Consider the following 25,276-nt stretch of genomic DNA (forward strand, 5'->3'; position numbering starts at 1 on the left):
TTATTTTCCTAGAGTTAATCCCGCTTTAAAGCAAAGTGATGAAATTTACGTCCTTGATAAGTCAGTATACCTTTATCTCCAGGATTTAGAGCATGAAAATAGTGAACGCCTATTTCAAATTCTCTTTTTGGTCCAAATTTACCTTTCTGCACGTAAATCCAAAACTCTTGATCTTCTTCACCAGGTTTAGTATCAGGTATTTCTACTATTTGTTTATCTAGGATAGTGACTTCTACTTTCATTTCAGGCGCGTTATCACCCAAAATAAACTTAGTTTGAAAACGTTGGAACAATACAGCGGCTATTAAAATAAATACGAGAAGAATAATAATATAAGTAACGGGCATGATTTTCCTTAAACTTGCTAGTATGTGTATATGAACTTAGAACGAAGAATATAGGGTGAAAATTCGTCATTTTTTACTATTGAACATTTTAACTTTTCTTTATCGATAGATAAGGAGTATTTGTTCAGTTTGTGCGGGTTTTCAGGTTATTTTATCGATATTTTTTTGACATAAAAAAAATCAAGCCCGAACTGGGATCTGGCTCGAATACTGTTGATGTATTATCTCCTATTATTTTATGCAGCAATTTAAATATCCTCTTAGGTTGAGGAAGAGAAATAGCCGTTAGAGTGGTATAAAGTAGAAAGAGATATTCAGAATTAAAGATTAGGAGAGTGATATGTCTGATATTGATCTTGTTGTAAAACAAAGTCGAAAAATTGAATCTTTATTAAAGACGCATTATCACGCGGAAGGAAAGGGACTTCACCAACTTATCACTAGCTGTGAGGAACGTTTACCTCATGGGGTGATTGGAAAACTACGCTTTATTGCAACTATGAGAAATAAGGTAGTGCATGAAGAAGGCTATAAGTTAGAAGATAAGTCTGACTTCAAAGCGACGTGTATTGAAATGAACGATATATTAACACCAAGAGCGAGTCGTTTTTTATGGAAGCTTGTCGCTGGTATTGTTTTAGTATCAACGTTGGCTTCTGCAGCTATCTATCTGATTCACTGGGATAATATTAAGCATTTATTTTAAATTTATGTATTTTGAATATAAAAAAACGGACGCCTTAGCGTCCGTTTTTTTATATAAACTTATTTGAATGCAGTTAGTACATCATTGGAAGGGTCATTAGTCCAACAACTACTGCGATCATCATAAGTCCTTGTTTTTGCGATGAAGTAATCATTACTATTCTCCTTTAATGTCTTCACTCATTGCTTGGTAAATAGAATACCATCATTTTTGGTTGTTGATCAATACCTGGGGTGTCAAAAGCTTAAAAAAATAACTTTTACATGACAAAAGTAGCATTTTTATAGAGGGTTAAGGTGTTCTTTTGTCTGTTGTTATTGTGGTTTATTGTGTGTTTATTATGTTAATCTTATTTAAGGTGTTGATTTAAATGGTTTTTTAGCCGTTTTTTATGGTTTATTAATTAAGCGTATAGTTTTAGTGTTGTTTCGGGCTTTATCTTCTCTGTGCTCTTCTATCTTGGTTTTTATGTTTTTTATAAGATTGATATATCTTATTTTTTACTGTGTATTGTGTCATTGGGCCTTAAAACATGAAATATCTTACTTAAACATTAAATGTTGAAGGCGTTTTTTTATACATTATTTTGATTAAATGTTTTTTGTTTGTTTTTATGTGGTTGATTTAATTGGATTTAATTTGATTTTTTGAGGGTTTCGTTGCTGTTTGATAAGTAACCTGTTTCTTATCTGTTTGTGATTTTATTGTGTTGAGTCAGCCTGGTGGGGTAAGTCGCCCTTCTTGGATAATTACGCATAAGTGTGTAAGTGAATGAGGTTGATCATAAGGACTCATTTATTTTTTGTTATTCTATGATTTCGTTTTTTAAAGAAGAATAAAGTATGAAGCAAGATATTCATGGTCATGTCGTTCTAAACCTCCTATTAGAAGCACCTGAGCCTCTTTCTCGTTTAGCGTTAGAAGAGAAAATAGAAACAGAGTTTGGCAGCGATGTATGTTTCCATACTTGCAGCCAACACGATTTAAGCTTAAATGAATTGCTTGAATTTCTATTATCGAAAAGAAAGGTTGTGGAAGTTGAGTCGGGTTTAACTGCAAACCCTGATCGCATGTGTAACCATTAGTATGAATACAAAAAAGGCCGCATAAATGCGGCCTTTTTTTCAAACTAGGGATTAAACGTGTGTAAAGTAGCTTGTAATACCATCTAAGAACATTTGTACCGAAATCATCAGTAACAGCATACCCATAAGCCTTTCAATGGCTGCGAGGCCTTTTTCGCCGACAATTCGTTGGAATAACTCTGAGAACATTAAAATAACCGTCGTGACAGACCAAGCTCCGATGAGTGCTAGGCTCCAATCAATCATTCGGTCAGGTTCTTGGTGAGCAAGTAATAATAAAGTAGCAAGAATAGAAGGACCGGCAATCATAGGTATTGCCAGAGGAACAATTAAAGGTTCATCCCCTGCACCTAAGCTCGCACCTAATCCCCCTTCTGGCGGGAAAATCATTTTTAAACCAATCAAAAATAGAATAATCGCACCTGAAATAGAAACGGCTTCTTTTTTCAAGCTTAGGAAATTGAGTATCTGCTCTCCCATAAAAAGAAAAGCCATCATAATGGCAAGAGCAATAAGAAGTTCTCGAATTAAAATAATACGTCTTCTTTTTTTCTCTACGTGTTTAAGAATAGAAGTGAAAACAGGTAAGTTACCCATTGGATCCATGATCAGAAAAAGCATGACTGCTGCAGAAAGAGTTTCCATAAATGAGTACCAAGATTAAAGTCGTAAAATAAAATGAGAGCATAACATAGATAATTAATTGAAATAGGAGGAAAGCAGGTGAACGAGGCGTAAAAAAGGAGCAATATCTGCTCCTTAATTGAATTTTTATGAGAGTGTTATTTATCCATCATGTGTTTTTTTCTAATATCAAGCAGGGCAAAAACACCAAAGATAAGAATGGACCATTTTTCCCATCGACTCATTGAAATTTTATCGCCAAAAGCACCGATAAAGATAAGCATTTGTAATCCATGCATCATAAATAAGAAGGCCGTTAGAATATAAAGTGCAATTGCTCCTTTACCTGGGAACGGCATAAATAAGTTAAGTAATAATATTAACCAAACACACCCCAGCGCTATTTTGGTTAGAATGATCAATCCTTTCATCTATTCCTCTCTTTCATATAATTTAAAGGTGACTTGTCCTGCTGTTTTATCTCGATGTAAGCGCCAATGAGCAGGTACAGGTAAAGATCCGAGTTCTTTTTCTGCTTCAATGTATATCATTGCATTTGCCGCTAGCCATCCATTGCTTTCTAATTTTGTTAGCGTTGCTTCTAATAAATCTTTTCTAAATGGAGGATCAATAAAAACGACATCAAATGGGCTTGCAGGTTTATCTAAAAAAATAAGGGCATCAGTATGATGAAGTTCAATATTATCTGCTTTTAAACTATCTGCATTTTGTTTTAATTGAGCATGAGCTTGTTTGTTTAATTCAAGCATGACGACTTTTTCTGCACCACGAGACGCCGCTTCAAAACCTAAGCTACCACTGCCAGAAAAAAGATCTAGGCAGCGAGCGCGAGGAATATCAAGAGCCAACCAGTTAAAAACCGTTTCTTTTACTCGGTCAGTTGTTGGTCTTAATCCTTCAGCGTCATGTACTGGAAGTTTGCGTCCACGCCAGCGTCCGCTGATAATACGAATGCTTCCAGAGCGACCATTTGTGCCAGAAGTGCGAGATGAATGTTGTTTACGTTTAAGCATAGATTTTTTGACCGCTCAGAAAGTGATAGTATACGAGAAAATGGTACCAATTTAATTCTAGGATTTCCCAATGACAGGCAAAAAGAAACGCGGATTATTGTCTTGGTTAGGTTTTGGTGATGAAGAAAAAGCCGAACAACCAACCGTAGAGCAACAATCAGTAGAAAATACCGATACACTTTCTCAAGCCCCATCTATAGAAGATAGCGCCACAGAGAGTGTAGTGGAAGACACTGAACTTGAACAGCGTAAAGCGAATGAAGATGCAACAGAAAATAACGATAACGTTATTGATGATATATCTGAAGAAGACGCTGATAAAGTAGAAGAACAACAAGTTGAAGAGCCACTTGTTGAATTAAAAACTGAGTCTGTAATAGAAGAAGTGCAAGAAAAGCCAACAGAAAGTTTTTTTGCTCGACTAAAACGCAGCTTACAACGTACTAAAGAAAATATTGGTGCGGGTTTCTTTGGTTTATTCAGTGGTAAAAAAATAGATGACGATCTATTTGAAGAATTAGAAGAACAGTTATTGATTGCTGATGTGGGCATGGATACCACGGTTAAAATCATTAATAGCTTAACGGAAAAAGCAAGCAAACGTGATTTAAAAGATGGTGAAGCTTTATATGGCCTATTAAAAGAAGAAATGGCTGAGATTTTAGTTAAAGTTGAAAAACCATTAGAAATTGATGAAAAGAATATGCCTCACGTTATTTTAATGGTTGGGGTTAATGGCGTTGGTAAAACAACGACAATTGGTAAGTTAGCAAAGCAATTCCAGAATGACGGGAAATCAGTCATTTTAGCGGCGGGTGATACATTCCGTGCTGCTGCGGTTGAGCAACTTCAAGTATGGGGTCAACGTAACGATGTTCCTGTTATTGCACAACACACGGGAGCAGACAGTGCTTCGGTGATTTATGATGCAATTGAAGCGGCAAAAGCTCGAAAAGTAGACGTTGTAATTGCAGATACTGCGGGTCGTCTCCAAAATAAGAGCAATTTAATGGAAGAATTGCGTAAAATCGTTCGTGTAATGCAGAAGATTGACCCAACAGCGCCGCATGAAGTGATGTTAACGCTTGATGCTGGTACGGGACAAAATGCCATTAGCCAAGCCAAATTATTTAGTGATGTTGCGCCAGTAACCGGTATTACGTTGACTAAATTAGACGGCACAGCAAAAGGTGGCGTTATCTTCTCTATTGCCGATCAATTTCAGATCCCAATTCGTTATATTGGTGTTGGTGAAGGTATCGATGATTTACGTCCATTTGTGGCGCAAGATTTTATTGATGCACTGTTTAGTCGTGAGGAATAACGCGTGATTCGATTTCAGCAAGTATCAAAAGCCTATCGAGGTGGTCGCCCAGCATTACAAAAAGTAAATTTTCACCTTAATAGAGGTGAGATGGCTTTTTTAAGTGGTCATTCAGGTGCAGGTAAAAGTACCTTGCTGAAATTGATCTGTGCTATTGAGCGTCCGAGTGATGGTAAGATTTTATTTAATGGCCATGACATTACTAAGATCTCTAATCAAGACATCCCTTTTTTACGTCGTAATATCGGGATTGTATTTCAAGATCATAAATTATTAATGAACCGAACCGTGTTTGATAATGTAGCATTACCAATGCGTGTTGAATCCGTTCGTGAAAATGATATTAAACGCCGTGTTTCTGCTGCGTTAGATAAAACTGGACTGTTAGATAAAGCAAAAAGTTATCCAATGCAGCTATCTGGTGGTGAGCAACAGCGTGTCGGTATTGCACGAGCGGTGGTAAATAAACCCATGTTATTGTTGGCCGATGAGCCTACCGGTAATTTGGATCCTCAGTTATCTCGCCAAGTATTTAATTTATTTGCTGAGTTTAATCGAGTTGGAGTCAGTGTATTAATGGCGTCGCATGATTTGTCGTTAATTGGTGGCAATAAATACCGTCGTTTTGATTTACACCAAGGGTGTTTACGTGAGGTTTCTGATCATGGCTAAACGTAAACCAAAAAATACCCAAGGATCGTCAAGCGATGGTTTTTGGGCGACTCATAAGAAACAAGCAAAACTGTCTTTTCAAGAGTTGCTGCGTCGCCCATTAGGTAATTTACTGACTCTTGCTGTTATTGCAATGTCATTAACTTTGCCATCAAGCATGTATTTAGTCGGTAAAAACCTAACTATTGTCGCTTCGAAATGGCAAGCGCCTTCACAGGTGAGCTTGTATTTACAACAAGAAGTGCCTGAGTCTAAGGTTCAAGCATTAAAGTCGGAGCTTGAAGATTGGAAAGAAATCGACGCAGTTCAATACATCTCTCCACAAGAGGGGTTAAAAGAGCTGAGTGAACATTCTGGGTTTGAGCAAGCATTAACATTGTTAGACAGTAACCCTTTACCTGCGGTATTGATTGTTTCTCCAAAAACAGAGTGGCAAAGTACTGAGCAAGTAAATCAGCTTGTGAGTCGTTTGAAATTACAATCTTATGTTAATGAAGTGCGTTTAGATGATGATTGGTTGGCAAGATTAGATGCGATTAAGCATGTTGCGGTGGTTGTAGCTACTACGCTTGCAATCTTAATGTTTGTAGCGGTCTTCTTAATTGTGGGTAATACATTACGCTTTAATGTATTAGAGCAAAAAGATGAAATCCAAGTCATGAAGTTAGTGGGTGCAACGAATACTTTTATTCTACGCCCATACTTATATACAGGGATGTGGTTTGGTTTATTAGGTGGCTTTGTTGCTTGGCTATTAACCGCTATTATCACAATCACGTTAAATGGTGCGGTTGATAATGTAGCCGTACTTTATGACAGTGTATTTAGATTGATTGGGTTAACTTGGGATGAAAGCTTGCTGCTATTAATGTTATCGTCATTTCTGGGCTTACTTGCCGCTCGTATATCCGTATTACGACATCTGAAAGAGATTGAACCTGTTTAGTTACAATGATCGTATCTACGCTAACTTAGATCTTATGAACCGTTAATTCATTGAATTAACGGTTTTTTTGTATTCATTTTGTTAAAAGCTGAACTTACTTAACAGAAATTAGTCTATAAAGTGTGGATAATTTCCCGCCTTTCACTTGCAGTCTGTTTATTTTAAGTACATCATTGCAGGGTTAAGTTAAGTAATACCTAGATATAAATGGGGATTTGAATGTCGAAAGAGATGTATTCAATGGCTGCTATTTCACAGGATAGTGTAGACAGCTATCTGAGATCTGTTAATAGTTATCCGATGCTAACGGTAACAGAAGAGCGTGAACTGGCTGAGCGTTTACACTATAAAGAAGAAATAGAAGCAGCTAAAGAGCTTATTTTATCTCACCTTCGTTTCGTCGTGCATGTAGCCCGTGGTTATTCAGGTTATGGCCTACCTTTAGCGGATCTTATCCAAGAAGGTAACGTTGGCCTAATGAAAGCAGTAAAACGGTTTAACCCAGAAGTGGGTGTACGTTTGGTTTCTTTTGCTGTGCATTGGATTAAAGCTGAAATTCATGAGTATGTACTGAGAAATTGGCGCATAGTGAAAGTAGCGACAACAAAAGCACAGCGTAAACTGTTTTTTAACTTAAGAAAGAATAAAAAACGTCTTGGCTGGTTTAATAACGGCGAAGTTGAAGCGGTTGCTAGAGATCTTGGTGTTGCGCCTTCTGAGGTGAGAGAGATGGAATCTCGTCTTGCTGCACAAGATTCTACGTTTGAAGCACCAGCAGAAGATGATGATCGAGATATGGCATTTACTGCGCCAGTTTATTACTTAGAGGATAAGCAATCAGACGTTGCTCATTCTTTAGAAGAAGATAACTGGGAAGATTACACAAATAATCGTTTAGCGAATGCAATTGCTACCCTAGATGATCGTAGTCAGCATATCGTACAATCTCGTTGGTTAACTGATGAGAAGGTGACTTTACAAGAATTAGCAGACACTTACCAAGTTTCTGCGGAACGTATTCGTCAACTTGAAAAAAATGCAATGAAAAAACTAAAAGATGCGGTTGGTGATGTTTTTTAGTTAACTCTAATTCTATAGAAAGGCTGATCTCGAAAGAGGTCAGCCTTTTTTTTATCTGAATTTTAGATCGAAGTTCGATATATTAGAAATTCAATTCTTGTGTATAAGCAGGGTGTTATCTGTTTAGATCTTATATAAAAAGACGAAAAGCCAGATGATATGGGGGCTTGGGAGGTTGATTTATATCCACACATTAAAAAGGATCTTTACTACATGTTGTGGATCTAAAATTAAAAAAACACTTTATCAACGTAATCCACAAGCTTTTCCACAGGGGGTTAAAAAATGAACAGTTAAATTTGTCGCTATAAATGGTGTGGATAATAACCCTGTGAATAACTTTGCTTAACCCTTACATACTCTGTGTTTTTCTTGTGGTTAATCGAGAGTACAATAAATAAAAAATTGAGAGAAAAGCCTAAGATGGAACAATTTCAACATATATCAGTAGAAGACGCACAAGCGAAGTTAATGAATCACGATCTCAACGCCGTGATTGTTGATATAAGAGATCCTCAATCATTTAACCGTGGACATGTAGATCGTGCTTTTCATTTAACTAACGATACAATTGTTGAGTTGATGAATAGCGTTGATTTTGAACAGCCTGTATTAGTGATGTGTTATCACGGTCACAGTAGTCAAGGCGCTGCGCAATACTTGATTAATCAGGGTTATGATGAAGTGTATAGTGTGGATGGTGGATTTGAAGGTTGGCATAAAGCGGGCTTACCTGTGGAGTAATAAAATTATATGCAGAGATTAATGGCATTATCTAATCCAAGAGCAGGGCAAGCGTTTATTGATTACATGGCTTCGCGCCAAATCGATATTCGTATGATGCCTGAGGGTGAAGGTCAGTTTGCTTTATGGGTTGTGTCTGATGATACGTATTTATTAGAAGTTGAATCAGAGTTACAGGCTTTTTTAAGTAACCCTAATGACAAAAAATATCAATCAGCATCATGGGAGATGGCAGAGACTCGCACCGCTAAATTTACTTATGGTTCTCCTGATCTGATGAAGATGATTAAAGCCAAAGCAGGCGCTTTTACTTTATTCATCATGGCTATTTGTATTGTCATTTTTGCTCTACAGCAGTTGGGATGGAATAATTCGATTTTTCAAGCATTGCATTTTCCGGCTAGCCCATCGCAAAGTATAGAGATATGGCGTTGGTTCTCTCATGCGCTACTTCATTTTTCGGCGATGCATATTATTTTTAACTTATTGTGGTGGTGGCAGTTAGGTGGAGATATTGAACTGCGCTTAGGTCGAACTAAATTAGTGCAGTTATTTTTATTTTCAGCGTTGTTTTCTGGGTTAGGACAATATTGGATAGACGGTGCAAACTTTGGCGGGCTATCTGGCGTTGTATATGCCTTATTAGGGTATTCTTGGTTTATTGGTTGGTTATCACCTAAGAAAGGGATTTCAGTCTCTAAGCCTATAGTTGGTTTTATGCTAGCGTGGATTATTCTAGGTTATGCTCAACCTTTTATGGCGATAGCGAATACTGCACATCTTGTTGGTTTAGTTTCAGGGTGTGTTATTGCTCTGATTGATAGCAAATTTAAAAAAGCGTAGTTATATTTTTATACAAAAAAGGAGCTAGGTAGAAATACCAGGCTCCTTTTTTTGAATTGAACAGAATGTTATTGATATATGTACTTAGTAAAAAGTAAATCTACCGCTAAGGTTTTTCCTGTTTCAGTTAAAAGGATTTCATTGATTGCAGTTAAACATTCTTTTCTTATTTCTTCTCGTCCCGCTAGTGATTTAATTCGTTGCTCTGGTTGTTGGCCTAGAACGTCAACTAATGAATTTCTAATTTGTGGATTATGGTGCTCTAAGCTAGGTAAATCGCGGCTATCGGCCACTAGGATATCGACTCGAATTTGAATGTAGCCGAGTTTTTTCCCTTTAGTAACAAAGTTTGTTGTTAGGTCTGGGGCTAAAGTAAAGTAGCCCATTTGAGGTGTCGAGTCTTCCGCTGCCAAAACCGCAGGGGAAAAAAGTTGGCTAATAATTAGCAGCAACCCTACAAATAATGATTTCTTTGTCATTTTCTAATCCATTCGTCAGTCAATTTATTATATTACTTGTTACAATAGTCGGCCGTTGTGAGAAAAAATTAACCGTAATCTCTCAATATAATTGATATATGTGAGAGATGTTATAGAGAATATGTCAGAGATCAATTCTTGGTGTGCCTCGGTACTTAAAAAAGTATGGTGGCAAGATGCCGATACCTTTGAGTGTCATAATGAATGGCAGCAATACTGGCTGCTTGGATTAGATTCATTATCACGCCGTCTAGAGCAACATTGCCAATTGTTGTCTGTATCGGTATTAGATAATACACATGTGAATCCAGAAACATTAACGGAAGTAGAATTAGAACTTCTGGGTAATGAAGTGTGTTTGCGTCGAAAAGTTATTCTAAAGGGAGATCAACAATCGTGGGTATATGGTAGAACGTTGATCCCGTTATCATCGCTTCAAGACCAGCCGCATGATTTAACTCGTCAAGGTCACGTACCATTAGGTATTACCGTGTTTAGTGCTCTAAGTGCACACAGAGACAAGCTACAAGTCGGAAAGATTGAAACAGAGAAAGGAATGCTATTTGCTCGACGTTCTCGTTTATGGATGAATGAAAAACCTATGTTGGTGGCGGAATTATTTTTACCTAATGCGCCTATTTACTCAAAGGAAGTTGAATAATGACCACGTCAAAAGCACAAGCGTTTTGGCAATTAACTCGAATGAATCGTCCTATCGGTTCTTTATTGCTTTTATGGCCAACATTGTGGGCATTGTTTTTAGCGGCAGATGGGTTACCTGATTGGCATGTGCTGATTGTATTTGTATTGGGTGTTTTATTTATGCGCTCTGCTGGGTGTGTAATTAATGATTTTGCTGATCGCAAAGTGGATGGTCATGTAAAACGTACCGCTAATCGTCCACTACCTTCTGGATTAATCTCATCAAAAGAAGCATTAACGCTTTTTGCTGTTTTAGTGGTGTGTTCATTTTTATTAGTATTAACCATGAATACTTTAACGATTATGCTTTCTGGGATAGGGATAGTTCTTGCGGTTGCTTACCCTTTCATGAAACGAGTGACTTACTTACCTCAATTTGTTTTAGGGCTCGCATTTAGTTGGGCTATCCCAATGGCGTACGCAGCAGAATCTAATCAAGTGCCACCTGAAGCCTGGTTGTTGTTTGTGATAAATGCGTTGTGGACTATTGCCTATGATACCCAGTATGCCATGGTGGATAGAGATGATGACCTTAAGATTGGGATTAAATCGACAGCGATATTATTTGGTCGGTTCGATAAGCTCATCGTAGGCCTACTGCAATTAAGTGTATTGGCGTTATTGATTGTTCTTGGTTCTGAGTTAGCGCTTTCAAGTATGTATTACTGGGGAGTATTGGCAGCCGCAGGTTTTTTTGTTTATCAACAATGGTTAATTAAAGGCAGAGAAAGAGAGGCGTGCTTTAAGGCGTTCTTAAATAATAATTATGTGGGTGGTTTAGTCTTTGCTGCAATTAGTGCCAGTGTGCTGATTTAGATACCTTAATTGATAAAATAAAAGCCAGTATGATACTTTCAATAAGAAATGTCATACTGGCTTTTTTGTATTTAAAAGATATTTAATCGTCTTTATTCATAACCGCTTGGATTGTTAGCTTAATCTCTGGCGTTAATAGTTTCGATATATCGTGTGCGAATGGCGCCACTTTCTCTAGTACTGCGTTACCGTCGCTATCCAAGTAGCCTTCTGTTTTTAAGCTATTAAACAAAATACCAAAAACACCTTTGTCAAAGAACTCAGGTGCATTGATGCCATGTAGACGACTTAGACGTTGAGCCATTATTTGGCTTTGTTCTTCTAATTCACTTTTATCTAATTCAGGAGAGGCTTGCAGATGCGTAAGTGCAATAGCGTAACGCTGCAGAGTTTCTGAAATAGTATGAGCTAATAAGTGAAGTTTAAGAATATTGGTAGCGTTAAGCTGTAAAAGGTTATTTTCTTTTACGATTAACTTTTGACGTACTAATTCCTCAATATGTAGATTCACTACATCGGCTAACTCATCTTGACCATAATGCAGAAATAATTCTGCTTTTAAGAACGGGTAGATTGTTTGAATCTGCTTTTGGAGATTATCTACAGAAATAGATCGAGATTGAACCACTAATTTTGCGATTAATGATGGCAATGCAAATAGATGAATAATGTTATTACGGTAATAGGTCATTAGGATAGATTGGTTTCTATCCAATGAAATAATTTCCCCTAATGTATCTTTCTCAATAACAAATTTATCAAGAGCAATGGCGTGTTTTAATAATTCATCTGCACTTTCTGCTGGAACAGTTGCTGTTTTTGAATAAGGAATATTACGCAGCAGTTGTAAGTAGCAATCGAGTTGTTCTGTTAGATCTTCCTTACTTAATGCGCGCTGACGAGCAGCAAGTAAAGCGGTTGCACATAAGGTTAATGCATTGGCTGCTGCCGCATCATTTATATGTGTCATCATCTTATTTGCGATGCCATTAACAACAGGGATCATCCACTCTGGCTTTTGTGGCTCAATTGGATTGATTGATTCAGACCAATTAGGCGCGTGCTCATTTAAGTAATGATTTAAAGAAATCGGTTCACCAAAGTTTACATAGCCTTTGCCAAAGTTACGCAGTTTACGAATAGTGCGTAGTACTTGTCCTGCATTTTCTTTTTCTTTGCGCTTACCTTGCAGTTCTTTAGCGTAAGTCGTTACTTCCATTACGTGTTCGTAGCCGATATATACAGGTACGAGTGTTACTGGGCGATTTAAGCCACGTAACATTGCTTGCACTGTCATTGCTAACATACCGGTTTTTGCTTCTAATAAGCGACCTGTGCGTGAACGCCCACCTTCGCTGAAATATTCTACTGAATACCCTTTAGCAAATAGCTCTGCTAAATACTCACGGAAGATCGTTGAATACAGACGGTTGCCTTTAAAGCTACGACGAATAAAGAAAGCACCGCCACGACGGAAAATTGGTCCAGCAGGGAAGAAGTTTAAGTTAATACCTGCGGCAATGTGTGGTGGCACTAATCCTTCATGATAAAGCACATAAGACAGTAATAGGTAATCCATATGGCTACGGTGACAGGGAACGTAAACAATTTCATGGCCTTCTTGTGCCAGTTTACGTACCGTTGCTGCATTATTGATGTTTAAACCTTGGTATAAACGATTCCATAACCATTTGAGTAAGCGGTTACCATTCTTGATAAGTGAATAAGAAAAATTAGTCGCGATTTCTTCCATGATCCCCATGGCTTCTTTACGTACTTTTTCTACGTCTACATTTCGTATTTTTGCTTCTTCTAAAATCACTTTTTCAATAGCTTGAGATTTTAATAAGCGATTAAAGAGTGCTTGGCGATTAGGAAGGTTAGGCCCTGACGCTGCTAACTTTTGGCGAGAGAAGTGAATCTTTGCCACACGAGCCAGTTTATGAGCAATGGCTTCATCTGCCCCATGGTTATCTGCCATGTAACGTAAAGACACTACAGGGCTAATACGCACAGTTGAATCACGGCCAGCTTTAATTAGTGTAATGAATTTTTGAGGTGCGTTAAGAGGCATTAAATGAGGGTTATTTGTCCCTTCTTTGCCAGGTCTTCTTCCCCATAAGATAGATGTTGGAATTAATTGGAAATCTACACTTGGATTATCTGCGTGGTATTTCAATACCACTTTAAATAAATCTAGTGATTCCTGTGGAAGATCATCATCTGTTTCAAATATCTTTGGGCCAATAGAGGTGAATACATAGCGAGGGTATTCAACACCGTCCATTTCAAGTGGTGAAAGAGGATCGGGCAGTCCTAATTCTAATGCGCTTTTTTGTAATGTTAGCAAATCAACATGTGAGCGAAATGGCAGTGCATAAATAATTGGACGCTCAAGATCTATCTTAAGGTCTTCAATTGGATTCGATGGAATCGAGCTACTCTTCACCATTACCGATAAGGGTAACTTTAGCAAAGAGTGATAAATAGTTTGTCCTGTAGACATAATGACAATAACGCCTTAGTTATGTACCGAGCAGTCGGTTATATATAGATGCTTACAATTTGTTGGCAAGAATAGCAGAACTGGTCAAACCTTTTAATAGAAATGAACACAGAATCTCCAATAGTACGATTAATATGACAGAAAAGAGGCTCACTTTGTCTTATTTTTAATCAGTAGGTCTTTCAAAGCATAGCACAGCTGTATATACTCACAGTTAACTGTATAAACAAACAGGTGAGTTATGAAGCCACTAACGGCAAGACAGCAAGAAGTCTTTGAGCTAATCAAAGCAAAAATTGATGACACTGGAATGCCACCGACACGCGCAGAGATTGCTCGTGAGTTGGGGTTTCGCTCAGCGAATGCGGCAGAAGAGCACTTAAAAGCGTTGGCTCGTAAGCAGGTTATCGAGATTATTCCCGGCGCCTCTCGAGGTATTCGTATTCTTTTACAAGAAGCGGAAGATGAAAATCTTGGTGTGCCCCTGATTGGTCAAGTAGCTGCGGGTGAACCGATTCTAGCTCAAGAGCATGTAGAGAGCCATTATCAAGTTGACCCTGGAATGTTTAAACCACAAGCCGATTTCTTGTTACGAGTAAACGGTGAGAGCATGAAAAACATTGGTATTATGGATGGTGATTTACTCGCAGTGCATAAAACACAAGATGTTCGTGATGGGCAAGTTGTTGTCGCTAGGGTAGATGATGATGTGACAGTAAAACGCTTAGAGCGAAAAGGCTCTATGGTTTTTCTTCATGCAGAGAATGAAGAGTTTGCTCCAATTGAAGTGGATTTAACATCACAAAGTTTAAGTATTGAAGGTCTTGCTGTCGGCGTTATCCGTAGCACGACATGGATGTAATCTAAACTTAGATAACAGCCAGGGTTACTGCTTAGGAAGTTATTATTAAATTGTCATTATCGCTTGTTGAGATGAAATAGCGCTTTACAAGTGGTAATGATAGTCATTATCATTAAATCTCTTTCATAGGAGATGATAATGACACAGATCGGCCATAAAGTTCCTTCCCGCCTACTTCAGCCTCTTTGGTTGAGAAGCCGCGAAAGTATGATCGATAATGGATTAATTTATGATCCTATCGCTGCTGCGGCATGTCGACATTGCCACCTTTCTTCTGAATGTCTCTCTGGAGATATCGATCAAAAGCAATTATTACACGCTACTCTGACAGTTCAATGTGACCAACAAGTATCGCAATTTCTTAAACGCCATCCGTCTGGTTGGGTCGTTAATGTTGGCGCTGGATTAGATACTCGATTTTATCGTTTGGATAATGGTCGATGTCATTGGCTTGAATTAGATATCAATGAAAACCTTCTTTGGCGTCAAAAGCTATTTCATACCAATGAACGTTATTATTTACGCTGTGGCTCTGCGATGGAAGAGAGTTGGGTCGATAATCTCCCTGTTCCTAATGAAGTGCCTTTAATGATTGTCTGTGAGCACGCCTTACTAGAATGTAATGAAATACAATTAGCTAAATTTATACAATTATTAGGTCGTCGTTTTCATCATGCTGAAGCGTTATTCGTGGTGGCGGGTGATCGTTGTAATACTATGATAGGCAAAAAGCTTGGTTGTATTGAATATAAGCATGGATTACATCTACCTAAACAACATTTCACAGGGTGGTTACCGTGGATAGATAGTTTCTCAGTAAAATCACCAATAGAGTATGACTGCGGAAGATGGAAAGTATGGCAACGATGGCTAGCTAAATTTCCTTTGTTTAAACATCGAGTCACACCGCTGTTGATCTATATGAATTGGTAATGGTGTTATAACAATTGTCTTATTAAAAAATTCAATTGTGCAAAGGTTTAGGATCGAAAGAAAATAATACTGTTGTTACTTTTTTCAATCGGTACGCTCCAATGTGGAAATAATTAAGAAATATCTCTTTGCATCGGCAAGTTCTGGCGTTAGCTATTCCGATGGTTCTTTCAAATATCACCATACCGTTATTGGGCATTTAGATCATGCGTGGTATTTAGGTGGTGTTGCTGTTGGCGGCACGATGATCAGTGTGACATTTTGGCTGCTAGGTTTTCTACGTATGGCGACGACTGGATTATCAGCTCAGGCGTATGGTGCTGAGAATAAAACCATGTTGAGTCAGACTTTTTCTCAGGGCATTTTCTTAGCTCTGTGTTTTTCATTTGTTTTACTTCTTTTTCATCAATCTCTCTCTTATGCTATTTTTTCTTTCAGTGATGCAACACCAGAAGTTAAGTTATATGCAGATCAATATTTTTCTATTCGTATATGGAGTGCGCCAGCTGCGTTGAGTAATTTTGTCATCATGGGCTGGTTACTCGGAACGCAAAATGCGCGTTACCCTATGTGGCTAGTAGCAATGCCATTAGTCTCTATGTGGTGCTTCTTGCTAGATGGTATTTTTGTAGGGGCAACAAAAGGTTCTGAGATGAGAAATTCAATGTTTGTGGCGATGCGTGGCGTTAGTTCAGCGATTACCTTTTCTATTCAATGGAAAAAAGCAATTTTCCTATCATAGGCCAAATGCTTTATTGTATTGATAGTTAAACTAAAAAGGGATTAAGTCATGCTTAATCCCTTTTGTTATCTTCTGATGTATATAGCTCTATTTTTTGATTTAAAAGAGTCGGTTTAATCCGTTTAGAGCCGCAACACGATAGGCTTCAGCCATTGTTGGATAGTTGAATGTAGTATTGACAAAATACTCAATAGTATTGGCTTCGCCTTTTTGTTCCATAATGGCTTGACCGATATGAATGATTTCAGCAGCACGTTCACCAAAGCAATGTATGCCTAAAATTTCTTTGGTTTCACGATGGAAAAGGATTTTTAAACTGCCAATATCCATTCCAGCAATTTGAGCGCGAGCTAAATGTTTGAAGGAGGCTCTTCCAACTTCATATGGTACTTTTGCTGCTGTTAGTTCTTGTTCTGTTTTTCCTACAGAGCTAATTTCAGGGATGGTATAAATACCTGTAGGGATATGATCAATTAATTGAGCCTCTGCTTTTCCTTTAGTAATGGCTTGAGCGGTGAAACGTCCTTGGTCATAAGCGGCACTTGCAAGGCTAGGGTAACCAATAACATCACCAACCGCATAAATGTGATCAACTAGGGTTTGGTAGTTGCCATTAACTTTAAGTTGTCCACGGGAATCGGCTTCTAGCCCAACCGCGGATAGATTTAATTTGTCTGTGTTTCCCGTTCTACCATTGGCAAATAAGATGCAGTCGGCTTTCATTTTTTTACCAGACTCAAGGTGCATCACAATACCGTCATCACTGGCTTCAATCTTTTCAAAGGTTTCGTCATTACGGGTAACGATCCCGCTATTCCAAAAATGATAAGAGAGGGCGTCAGACATTTCATTGTCTAAAAAGGAGAGCAAACGATCGCGAGTATTCACTAAGTCAACTTTCACACCTAACCCTCTAAAGATAGACGCGTACTCACTACCAATAACCCCTGCTCCATAAATAATGATATGGCGTGGGTCATGCTTTAATGACAAAATTGAGTCACTATCATAAACGCGGCTATGGTTGAAGTTAACACCAGCAGGGCGGTAGGGACGAGAACCCGTTGCGATAATGAACCTATCTGCGGTGTAGGTTTCTATTGAGCCGTCTTTTGCTTTTACTGCGATAGTATTTTTTTCAACAAAACTGGCTTCACCAAAAATGAGCGAGCATTGGTTACGGTCATAAAATCCTTGTCTCATTCTAGTTTGTTTATCTATAACACTTTTTGCATGCCCTAAAATATCCGAAAAAGTAGAATGAAGACTGGTATTATTCTTACAGTAAAGAGGATTGGAGTTAAACTCGATAATACGGCTAACAGCATGACGCAGTGCTTTGGATGGAATGGTTCCCCAGTGGGTACAACCTCCACCAACACTTGGCTCTCTTTCAATAATGGCCACATTTAGGTTTGCTTTGGTTAATCCCATAGCTGCCCCTTCCCCCCCTGGACCACTCCCTATTACGATGGCATCAAAGTGGGTTGAATGTGTAGGGGGTGAGTTAGTCATTATTGGTGCCTTATTATTATCAATCTCGCAACATTGCTAGCTAACCATATTAACCTTTTCATTCGTTTGGTAAATCAAGTGAGTAAGATAGAGTGGAGAGGATCACGTTGTTTATGGAAATCTGGATGATTATGGATTTCATTATTTACATCGCACGGTAGAAATCCATAATGTGGGTAAGCGAAAGTTTGTGATACCCATTTAATTAAATTGTAAAATATACGGTAAAAAATATGTATCCTGAATTTGAAGCGGATGATCTTAATGCCGTATCAGAAGTAAAGCGACCAGTAACAGCAAAAGGTGTGCGAGCACAACAAAAAGAAAGAACACGTCGAACCATCATTGATTCTGCTTTTTGCCTATTATGTGCTGAAAGAGGTTTTACGAGTTTAAGCTTACGAGAAGTTACTCGAGAAGCCGGTATTGCACCAACCTCATTTTATCGTCATTTTAAAGATATGGATGAATTGGGTTTAACTTTAGTTGATGAAGGAGGATTAATCTTACGTCAATTAATGCGCCAAGCTAGACAGCGTATTGTGGTAGAAGGAAGCGTTATCCGCACATCGGTGGAAACTTTCATGGAATTTATTGAAGGTAGTCCGAACGTATTTCGATTGTTATTACGTGAACGTTCAGGAACATCACCCGCATTTCGAGCTGCTGTAGCAAGAGAAATTCAACATTTTGTAGCGGAACTAACTGAATATTTAATTGCCACAACAGGTGTTGCTCGTGAAGAAGCATCAGTTCAAGCTGAAGCATCGGTAACTTTGGTCTTTAGTTCAGGGGCGGAAGCATTGGATCTTGATGCACCTCATAGAGAAGAACTTTCAAGACGGTTGATATTCCAATTACGGATGCTTTCGAAAGGTGCTTACTTGTATCGAAAAGAAAATTAGAAATAGAATGTAGATGCATTGGTCACAGTGAATCAATGTCTATAAAGAGGTGATAAACATGACACATGAAAACAGTAGGAATGAACGTAAAACATTAGTGCTATCAGTGGTGACAGGTCTTTGTTTAAATGCTGTATGGGTTGGATTTACGGTAACTGAAATTGCATTTTCAATTTTTCCTATTATTGCATTGGTTCTTGCTGCTCAAGGTTTATATCAAGAATATCTACGTCAGCCAGAAACTGAAGATACATCATTGATAGCGGTTGCTTGTTTCTTTGTTGGTTTATTTGGACATTCTGCTTTTGTAAAAGCACAATATCCTGAAATTGGCTCAAATTTCTTCTCAATTATGGTGGCATTAGGGTTATTGCTTTGGGTTGGGATTAAAATGGGCGTCTTGAAAAAGAAAGAAGAAGTCACAGAGCTTTAATTATTCATATTTGGATAAAATGAATTAATACTAGAATTTTAAAAAAGGCTCAGAATATAATGTTCTGGGCCTTTTTTATGTTCTTAATTTTTGAGTATTATTTTCTTTCTAAAAACACACCTGCTTCCATGTGATGTGTATATGGGAATTGGTCAAAAAGAGCAAAACGAGTAATGTTATGTGTTTTGCTTAAAATTTCCAGGTTTTCTTTTAGCGTTTCTGGATTACAAGAGATGTACATAATACGCTCGTAACCTTGCACCATTTTACAAGTGCCTTCATCCATACCAGAACGTGGTGGATCGACAAAAATGGTATTACAGTTATAGCTTTTTAAATCAACATTTTGATCTTTTAAACGTCTAAATTCACGTTTACCTTCCATTGCATCGGTAAAGTCTTCTGCTGACATACGTATAATTTGAACATTATCAATATTGTTTGCTGCAATATTGTATTGCGCAGATTCAACAGAGGGTTTTGCTAGTTCAGTTGCTAGTACACGATCAAAGTTTTTAGCTAAGGCTAAAGAAAAGTTACCATTACCACAGTAAAGTTCTAATAAATCACCTTGACTGTTTTGAGTACAGTCTACCGCCCACTCCAACATTTTTTGTGCAACAACACCGTTAGGTTGAGTAAAACTGTTTTCAACTTGCTTATAAGTCAGGATGTCATCGTTTACTTTAAGTTTTTCAATTACAAACTCTTGGTTTAGTACGATTTTCATCTTACGAGCACGACCAATAAGATTTAAGTTGAAGCCTTCATCATTTAAGCGTTGTTTCAGTGCTTTTGCTTCTTCTTTCCATGCATCATCCAATTGACGGTGATAAAGCATAGAAACTAAAATCTCACCGCTTAAAGTTGATAAAAAATCCACTTGGAACATTTTATAACGCAATGTTTTACTTTCTTTTACTGCTTCGGCAAGAAGTGGCATTAAGTCATTAATAAGACGAGTGGCAGGTAAGAAATAATCTACACGGTATTTCTCTTTTGTTTTTTGATCGAACATGACGTAATACATGTCGTCACCTTCATGCCAAATTCGAAACTCTGCTCGCATACGGTAGTTTTCAGCAGGAGAAGAAAAGACTTCCAGTTCAGGAACGTCGAATTCAGAAAATATTGCAGACAGTGTTTCTGCTTTTTCATCTAGTTGTACTTGATAATTTTCTGGGTTCATGACGGATTGTGTCATTGTCTTGCCTCACGCTGCTCAAAATAAGAGCGCCGATTTTATGCGATAGAGATCTGTTGTCCAGTCTTTGTGTGTTATTGGCCGAAACTAATTGGTTCAGTGTTGGAATATTAAGCGCATAAACCTAGACAAATATAACGCACGCCATTACTATTTCGCCCATGTTGGTGCGCTATTTTCATCTTTGAGAATAGCCTGAAAAGGGAATCTGGTGAAAATCCAGAACTGACGCGCAGCGGTAAGAGAGAACGAAGGTACACGAACCACACTATTATTTTTCTTTATCAATGGATGTAGAGATAAAAAATGGGAAGTGAGTACCGTAGGCTAACTGCTCTCAAGTCCGAAGACCTGCCAGCAATATGCAATACATGAGGTATTGCTATATGGACTTAACGCGATTTTAGGAAACAATGGAAATGAAAAAAACTGCCCTTGCGACTGCAATAGTGTCGCTGCTTTCTCACGCCTATACTTCCCCTGTATTTGCCCAAAACACCACAACTGAAACTGATGAAATAATGGTTGTTACTGCTAATCGATTTGAGCAGTCGACTAAAGATGTAATTGCGCCAGTAGAAGTGGTTACTAAAGAAGAAATTGAAGCGATGCAAGCTAAATCTCTTGATGAAGTACTACGTCGACTGCCAGGTGTTCAAATTGGAAAAAATGGTGGTTATGGTCAGAAAACGAGTTTATTTATTCGTGGAACAGAATCTGATCATGTACTTATTTTAATGAATGGGGTGAGATTAGGTAGTGCAACTTCAGGCGTTGCTGCTATTAATGCTATTTCATTAAATGGTGTAGAAAGAGTTGAGTATATTAGAGGGCCTCGTACTGCTATTTATGGTGCAGATGCTATTGGTGGTGTAATTAATATAATCACATCAACAACGGATGAATATACAGAAATTAGTGGTGGTTTTGGTTCTAATCAATATCAACAACTAAGTGCAGTAACAAGTACAAAAGTAAATGATAATTTATATGTAAAAGTAGCAGTTAGCCAAGAAAAAGAAGATGGCTTTTCTGCATATAGTGAATCGAATAGTTATTATGATCCTAGTAAAGATAGTGATAATGATGGATTTGAAAGTAATAATTTATCTTTAGAATTAGCATATAAATTCTCAGAATCTTTTACTAGCCGAGTAAATATTGATTATAGCGAAGGTTCAGTTGATTATGATCCAGCTGCGTCATATAAAGATAGTAAGAATTATAATGTAGCTTTGAGTAATGAATATAAAACGGATAAATGGGTAACGTCATTAGTTGTGGCAACTAATCAGGATCATAATGATGAACATTCTTATAGTTCTTGGGCTGGTGTTTATACTGATGCTGTTTTTGAAACTCAGCGCGACTCTATTTATTTGAATAGCTTTTATCAATTAACCAATGAGTTAAATGTTGGAGGTGGTATTGATTGGTATAAAGATGATGTATCTAATTCAACAGATGCTGCAACATTTGATGAAACCTCAAGAACAAATTTAGCCGGTTTTGTCACGGGAGTTTATCAAAAAGACGACCTCCAGTTGGAAGCTAGTTTAAGAAATGATGATAATCAGCGTTATGGCAACAATACAACGTGGCAATTTGGTGTTGGCTACCAAGTTATAGAACATTATAAACTTACTTTTAATTCAGGAACTGCATTTAGAGCTCCTACATTTAATGATCTTTATTCAACTAACCCTATTTATGGCGATAGTGGCAACCCAAATTTAAAGCCAGAACAATCAGAAAATATGGAAGTTGCACTTATTGTTGATTATTCGTTAGCTACTGTTCGTTTAGCTGCATATAAAAATAAAATTACAGATTTAATTGCTTATGGCAAACCTAGTGAGAATGTAGATAAAGCAACAATTGAAGGAATAGAAATATCCAGTAGTTTTGATACAGGACCAATTTTCCATCAAGTGAGTTTTGATTGGATGGATCCTAAAAATGAAGAAACTGGTGAGGTTTTAGCACGAAGAGCAAAAAAGAGTGGAAAATGGAATAGTTCATATGCAATTAATGATTTCCTATTTGATTTGAGTTATTTATATCAAGGTGAACGCTTAGATTATTCTGGTGGTGATATGCTTGATTCGTATTCACTTTTTGACCTTGCTGGAACTTATTTTATAACGGACTATTTTTCGGTAAGCGCTCGAATTGCTAATATGTTTAATGAGGAATATGAAACTGCGGGTGGTTATAATACACAAGAACGTAGTTATTATGGAACGGCAACATATAAATTCTAAGTTATACATTTACTTAAACCGCCATTCATCGGCGGTTTTTTCTTTTCTGAGGTATATATGAAAAAGAAAGTTATCATCAGTTGGTCTTCTGGCAAGGACTCAACACTAACACTTATCCGTCTGCTTAATAATCCTGAATATGAAGTTGTTGCTTTATATACAACTCATGTAGCAAATGAAGTCCCTTTTCAAGTCACGCCTATTTCAGTTGTTCAAATGCAAGCTGACTTGGCGGATCTGCCTTTAATTACGATTGAATTGCCTACCGTGTTCCCTGCCAATAATGAATATCAAAGTTTAGTCGTCACTGGTTTAAAGGAATGTGGAATTGAGTTTGATGCAGTAGCCTTTGGCGATATGTTCTGTAATGGGATTGTTGAATATCGAAAAAGCTATATAGAAGAAGCCGGTTGGGAGTGTGTTTTTCCACTTGTTGGACAATCTAGTTATGATTTGGCAAATGAAATCATTTCTTGTGGGATCAGAACAATTTTAGTTACAACTGATGGCACTCAGCTAAGTAATTATTTTTGCGGTAGAGAATATACCAAAGAGCTATTAATAGAATTACCTAAGAAAGTAGATCCATGCGGTGAGGACGGTGAGTTTCATACTTTAGTTATCCAAGCGCCTTGTTTTAAAGGAGCAATTCAATTATTAGATCTTAAGATTGATGAAAAAGATCGTTTTACTCATTTACGTTATAGCGCTTCTATTTTACAAAAATAGTGCAAGCGGTATGATAAGGCCCTTAAGTTCTCATATCGATTTAAATAGAGTCTGTGGTTTTAGTTATGCCAAAACACATTTTAATTTTTGATTCAGGCGTCGGTGGATTATCTGTATATAAAGAGATCCAACAACAATTACCCTCAGAAAAGTATATTTATGCATTCGATAACGCAGCATTTCCATATGGTGAGTTAACTGAATCTGTATTGATAGAGCGTACAACACACATCATCGCTCAACTATGCAGTCTCTTTCCTATTGATATCGTTGTTATCGCGTGCAATACCGCAAGTACAATTGTTTTACCTACTCTTAGAGAAAAACTTTCTATTCCAGTTGTTGGTGTTGTCCCTGCGATTAAACCTGCGGCGTTGGTATCTAAGAAAATTGGTTTGCTAGCAACCCCAGCGACAGTAAAGCGCAGCTACACTTATGATCTTATTAAATCTTTTGCTCCGATATCCGATGTTCAGTTATTAGGTTCAACACGTTTAGTTGAAATGGCAGAAGAGAAGATGATTGGAAAAAAAGTAGACTTAAAAGAGTTAGAGAGCATTTTATTACCATGGAAAGAAACGGTGGATACTATCGTTCTTGGTTGCACGCATTTCCCATTCTTAAAAAATGAAATCAAAAGTGTACTTAATAAGAATGTTGTTCTTATAGATTCGGGTGAGGCGATAGCAAGAAGAGTCAAACAGCTATTAAATGAGAATAATGAGGGAATTAGAGAGGTAATGAAAGGTGAGGTTTTTTGTAGTGCCTCAACAAAGAATGAAGAGGCACTAAATAAAACATTTAAAGAACTAGAATTTAGTCCTCTTCAATATTTGGATTACCCGAAGTTTTAGGATCATTAGCAATACGGACTTTAAGTGTACGCTGATCAAATTCGTTGTTGTTTAAGTTTTCGATAACGTTATCCGTATCTTTACTTGCAACAACAACAAAACCAAAGCCTCTTCTTTTACCTGTTCGTTTATCTTTCATTAAGCGAACGGCAAAAACATCACCGAATTCAGCAAATAAATCTTTTACATCTGATTCATTTGCTCGGTAAGGCAAGTTACCAACATAAAGAGTTGTACTTGCTTGATCTGTTGTTGGTGTACCTTCAACAGATATTTTTGTACTTGGCTTAGCTGGGTCTTTATTAATGGTTAATAATGTAAAACCTGTAATTACTGCGCCGAAAGCGAAAGCAAAAGCGGGAGATACCGTTGGGAATAGCAACATTGCACCTGCACCTAGTGCAGCAATAGCAATAATAACAATATTTGAGTTAGTAGATTTCATGATAAGTAAGGTCTAATAAATAAATAAATAAAAAAGTGATGAATTAACAATAAAATCACATTGATACTACTTATATTGTTTATCAATTGCCAACTAATTAAGTCATTGTTCATTTCTTGTAGGGCTTTTGTTTGAAAAAAAGTGATCTGTGTAGAAAATAATCACTTAGGACGGAATATTGAAAAAGTACTTGCGAAACACTTTTAGCTCCCTATAATGCGCATCCATTCCCAAGGTAAAAACAATAGTTAAAGCCTGAAGAATATTAAGTTTTGAGTATTTAAACTTTGTTTTAAATAACACTTGACTTAAAAGTCTGGCTCGGTATTATACGCAGCCTGAGACGACGAAGCTGAAACGCTAAGTCGTTGAAAGACAACGCTCTTTAACAATTTAACCAAATCAATCTGTGTGGGCACTTGTGAGTTGATAATCACTAGTTTGCTTTTACTTCTCGAAGTAAATTCAAACAAAAATAATCA

Annotated in this window: 26 protein-coding genes, 1 pseudogene and 1 riboswitch; of the genes and pseudogenes, 18 read left to right on the forward strand and 9 right to left on the reverse strand. The window is 37.4% G+C overall.

What is annotated here, in order from left to right:
• Window positions 1-14: 14 nt before the first annotated feature.
• A complete protein-coding gene (locus A6E06_RS08140; protein WP_065593302.1) occupies window positions 15-347 on the reverse strand; it encodes a DUF2500 domain-containing protein in 333 nt (110 codons plus the stop codon).
• 340 nt (window positions 348-687) lie between these two features.
• Here A6E06_RS08140 and A6E06_RS08145 point away from each other — a divergent pair, with 340 nt between their 5' ends.
• On the forward strand, window positions 688-1,053 hold the full coding sequence (locus A6E06_RS08145; RefSeq protein WP_065593303.1) for a DUF4145 domain-containing protein: 366 nt from the start codon (window positions 688-690) through the stop codon (window positions 1,051-1,053).
• Between the two features lie 842 nt (window positions 1,054-1,895).
• Window positions 1,896-2,138 (forward strand): YecH family metal-binding protein, encoded by a 243-nt coding sequence (locus tag A6E06_RS08150; RefSeq protein WP_065593304.1) that lies wholly within the window; start codon window positions 1,896-1,898, stop codon window positions 2,136-2,138.
• A gap of 51 nt (window positions 2,139-2,189) precedes the next feature.
• On the opposite strand, the gene A6E06_RS08155 is transcribed toward A6E06_RS08150, so the two are convergent.
• The 3 genes from A6E06_RS08155 to rsmD form a co-directional block, all read right to left on the reverse strand.
• Window positions 2,190-2,783, reverse strand: a complete 594-nt coding sequence (locus tag A6E06_RS08155; RefSeq protein WP_065593305.1) for a YhgN family NAAT transporter — start codon at window positions 2,781-2,783, stop codon at window positions 2,190-2,192.
• 137 nt (window positions 2,784-2,920) lie between these two features.
• Window positions 2,921-3,193, reverse strand: coding sequence for a DUF1145 domain-containing protein (locus A6E06_RS08160; RefSeq protein ID WP_045103140.1), 273 nt, complete (start codon window positions 3,191-3,193; stop codon window positions 2,921-2,923).
• Window positions 3,194-3,796, reverse strand: a complete 603-nt coding sequence (gene rsmD, locus A6E06_RS08165) for a 16S rRNA (guanine(966)-N(2))-methyltransferase RsmD (protein WP_065593306.1) — start codon at window positions 3,794-3,796, stop codon at window positions 3,194-3,196.
• Window positions 3,797-3,866: 70 nt separating this feature from the next.
• On the opposite strand from rsmD, the gene ftsY reads away from it, so the two are divergent.
• The 6 genes from ftsY (at window position 3,867) to glpG (ending at window position 9,405) form a co-directional block, all read left to right on the forward strand.
• Window positions 3,867-5,120: a signal recognition particle-docking protein FtsY gene (gene ftsY / locus A6E06_RS08170; protein ID WP_065593307.1), complete on the forward strand. Its 1,254-nt coding sequence runs from the start codon at window positions 3,867-3,869 to the stop codon at window positions 5,118-5,120.
• A 3-nt stretch (window positions 5,121-5,123) separates the two neighbouring features.
• Window positions 5,124-5,792, forward strand: a complete 669-nt coding sequence (ftsE, locus tag A6E06_RS08175) for a cell division ATP-binding protein FtsE (RefSeq protein ID WP_060993993.1) — start codon at window positions 5,124-5,126, stop codon at window positions 5,790-5,792.
• Window positions 5,785-6,738, forward strand: a complete 954-nt coding sequence (gene ftsX, locus A6E06_RS08180; protein WP_065593308.1) for a permease-like cell division protein FtsX — start codon at window positions 5,785-5,787, stop codon at window positions 6,736-6,738. Before ftsE ends, ftsX begins: the two co-directional genes overlap by 8 nt.
• A 219-nt stretch (window positions 6,739-6,957) precedes the next feature.
• Window positions 6,958-7,818: an RNA polymerase sigma factor RpoH gene (rpoH, locus tag A6E06_RS08185; protein WP_065593309.1), complete on the forward strand. Its 861-nt coding sequence runs from the start codon at window positions 6,958-6,960 to the stop codon at window positions 7,816-7,818.
• Window positions 7,819-8,241: 423 nt separating this feature from the next.
• Window positions 8,242-8,562: a thiosulfate sulfurtransferase GlpE gene (gene glpE, locus A6E06_RS08190; RefSeq protein WP_065593310.1), complete on the forward strand. Its 321-nt coding sequence runs from the start codon at window positions 8,242-8,244 to the stop codon at window positions 8,560-8,562.
• A 9-nt stretch (window positions 8,563-8,571) separates the two neighbouring features.
• Window positions 8,572-9,405, forward strand: coding sequence for a rhomboid family intramembrane serine protease GlpG (gene glpG / locus A6E06_RS08195; RefSeq protein WP_065593311.1), 834 nt, complete (start codon window positions 8,572-8,574; stop codon window positions 9,403-9,405).
• Between the two features lie 68 nt (window positions 9,406-9,473).
• On the opposite strand, the gene A6E06_RS08200 is transcribed toward glpG, so the two are convergent.
• Window positions 9,474-9,884, reverse strand: coding sequence for a flagellar basal body-associated protein FliL (locus A6E06_RS08200; RefSeq protein WP_065593312.1), 411 nt, complete (start codon window positions 9,882-9,884; stop codon window positions 9,474-9,476).
• A gap of 121 nt (window positions 9,885-10,005) precedes the next feature.
• On the opposite strand from A6E06_RS08200, the gene A6E06_RS08205 reads away from it, so the two are divergent.
• Together A6E06_RS08205 and ubiA are read left to right on the forward strand one after the other, a co-directional pair.
• Window positions 10,006-10,545: a chorismate lyase gene (locus A6E06_RS08205; RefSeq protein ID WP_065593313.1), complete on the forward strand. Its 540-nt coding sequence runs from the start codon at window positions 10,006-10,008 to the stop codon at window positions 10,543-10,545.
• The gene (gene ubiA, locus A6E06_RS08210) at window positions 10,545-11,402 is read left to right on the forward strand and encodes a 4-hydroxybenzoate octaprenyltransferase (RefSeq protein ID WP_065593314.1); all 858 of its coding nucleotides are present in this window, start codon (window positions 10,545-10,547) and stop codon (window positions 11,400-11,402) included. The genes A6E06_RS08205 and ubiA overlap by 1 nt, the downstream gene beginning before the upstream one ends.
• Window positions 11,403-11,484: 82 nt before the next feature.
• On the opposite strand, the gene plsB is transcribed toward ubiA, so the two are convergent.
• Window positions 11,485-13,908 (reverse strand): glycerol-3-phosphate 1-O-acyltransferase PlsB, encoded by a 2,424-nt coding sequence (plsB, locus tag A6E06_RS08215; RefSeq protein WP_065593315.1) that lies wholly within the window; start codon window positions 13,906-13,908, stop codon window positions 11,485-11,487.
• Between the two features lie 241 nt (window positions 13,909-14,149).
• On the opposite strand from plsB, the gene lexA reads away from it, so the two are divergent.
• From lexA to A6E06_RS08230, 3 genes and pseudogenes are all read left to right on the forward strand, one after another.
• Window positions 14,150-14,770, forward strand: a complete 621-nt coding sequence (gene lexA / locus A6E06_RS08220; RefSeq protein WP_065593316.1) for a transcriptional repressor LexA — start codon at window positions 14,150-14,152, stop codon at window positions 14,768-14,770.
• Window positions 14,771-14,908: 138 nt separating this feature from the next.
• Window positions 14,909-15,703 (forward strand): class I SAM-dependent methyltransferase, encoded by a 795-nt coding sequence (locus tag A6E06_RS08225; protein WP_065593317.1) that lies wholly within the window; start codon window positions 14,909-14,911, stop codon window positions 15,701-15,703.
• A 161-nt stretch (window positions 15,704-15,864) separates the two neighbouring features.
• Window positions 15,865-16,334, forward strand: a pseudogene (locus tag A6E06_RS08230) (MATE family efflux transporter); the annotation flags it as partial.
• 210 nt (window positions 16,335-16,544) lie between these two features.
• Here the strand turns inward: A6E06_RS08230 and sthA are convergent.
• Window positions 16,545-17,960 (reverse strand): Si-specific NAD(P)(+) transhydrogenase, encoded by a 1,416-nt coding sequence (gene sthA, locus A6E06_RS08235; RefSeq protein ID WP_065593319.1) that lies wholly within the window; start codon window positions 17,958-17,960, stop codon window positions 16,545-16,547.
• 233 nt (window positions 17,961-18,193) lie between these two features.
• On the opposite strand from sthA, the gene fabR reads away from it, so the two are divergent.
• The gene (gene fabR / locus A6E06_RS08240; protein WP_083190301.1) at window positions 18,194-18,865 is read left to right on the forward strand and encodes an HTH-type transcriptional repressor FabR; all 672 of its coding nucleotides are present in this window, start codon (window positions 18,194-18,196) and stop codon (window positions 18,863-18,865) included.
• A 58-nt stretch (window positions 18,866-18,923) separates the two neighbouring features.
• The gene (locus tag A6E06_RS08245; RefSeq protein WP_065593320.1) at window positions 18,924-19,298 is read left to right on the forward strand and encodes a YijD family membrane protein; all 375 of its coding nucleotides are present in this window, start codon (window positions 18,924-18,926) and stop codon (window positions 19,296-19,298) included.
• 97 nt (window positions 19,299-19,395) lie between these two features.
• Here A6E06_RS08245 and trmA read toward each other — a convergent pair whose 3' ends face one another.
• On the reverse strand, window positions 19,396-20,502 hold the full coding sequence (trmA, locus tag A6E06_RS08250) for a tRNA (uridine(54)-C5)-methyltransferase TrmA (RefSeq protein ID WP_065593321.1): 1,107 nt from the start codon (window positions 20,500-20,502) through the stop codon (window positions 19,396-19,398).
• 148 nt (window positions 20,503-20,650) lie between these two features.
• A riboswitch (cobalamin riboswitch) is annotated at window positions 20,651-20,876 on the forward strand.
• A 45-nt stretch (window positions 20,877-20,921) separates the two neighbouring features.
• Here trmA and A6E06_RS08255 point away from each other — a divergent pair.
• The 3 genes from A6E06_RS08255 (at window position 20,922) to murI (ending at window position 24,349) form a co-directional block, all read left to right on the forward strand.
• Window positions 20,922-22,766 carry a TonB-dependent receptor domain-containing protein gene (locus A6E06_RS08255; protein ID WP_065593328.1) on the forward strand — a complete coding sequence of 615 codons (1,845 nt, stop codon included), beginning with the start codon at window positions 20,922-20,924 and terminating at the stop codon, window positions 22,764-22,766.
• A gap of 57 nt (window positions 22,767-22,823) precedes the next feature.
• On the forward strand, window positions 22,824-23,495 hold the full coding sequence (locus A6E06_RS08260) for an ATPase (protein ID WP_065593322.1): 672 nt from the start codon (window positions 22,824-22,826) through the stop codon (window positions 23,493-23,495).
• Between the two features lie 65 nt (window positions 23,496-23,560).
• Window positions 23,561-24,349, forward strand: coding sequence for a glutamate racemase (gene murI, locus A6E06_RS08265; RefSeq protein WP_065593323.1), 789 nt, complete (start codon window positions 23,561-23,563; stop codon window positions 24,347-24,349).
• On the opposite strand, the gene A6E06_RS08270 is transcribed toward murI, so the two are convergent.
• Window positions 24,312-24,794 carry an RNA-binding protein gene (locus A6E06_RS08270; RefSeq protein WP_065593324.1) on the reverse strand — a complete coding sequence of 161 codons (483 nt, stop codon included), beginning with the start codon at window positions 24,792-24,794 and terminating at the stop codon, window positions 24,312-24,314. The two genes, murI and A6E06_RS08270, sit on opposite strands and share 38 nt — an antisense overlap.
• Window positions 24,795-25,276: the final 482 nt, after the last annotated feature.

It is taken from the genome of Aliivibrio sp. 1S175 (genome assembly GCF_001690985.1).
GTDB lineage: Bacteria > Pseudomonadota > Gammaproteobacteria > Enterobacterales > Vibrionaceae > Aliivibrio.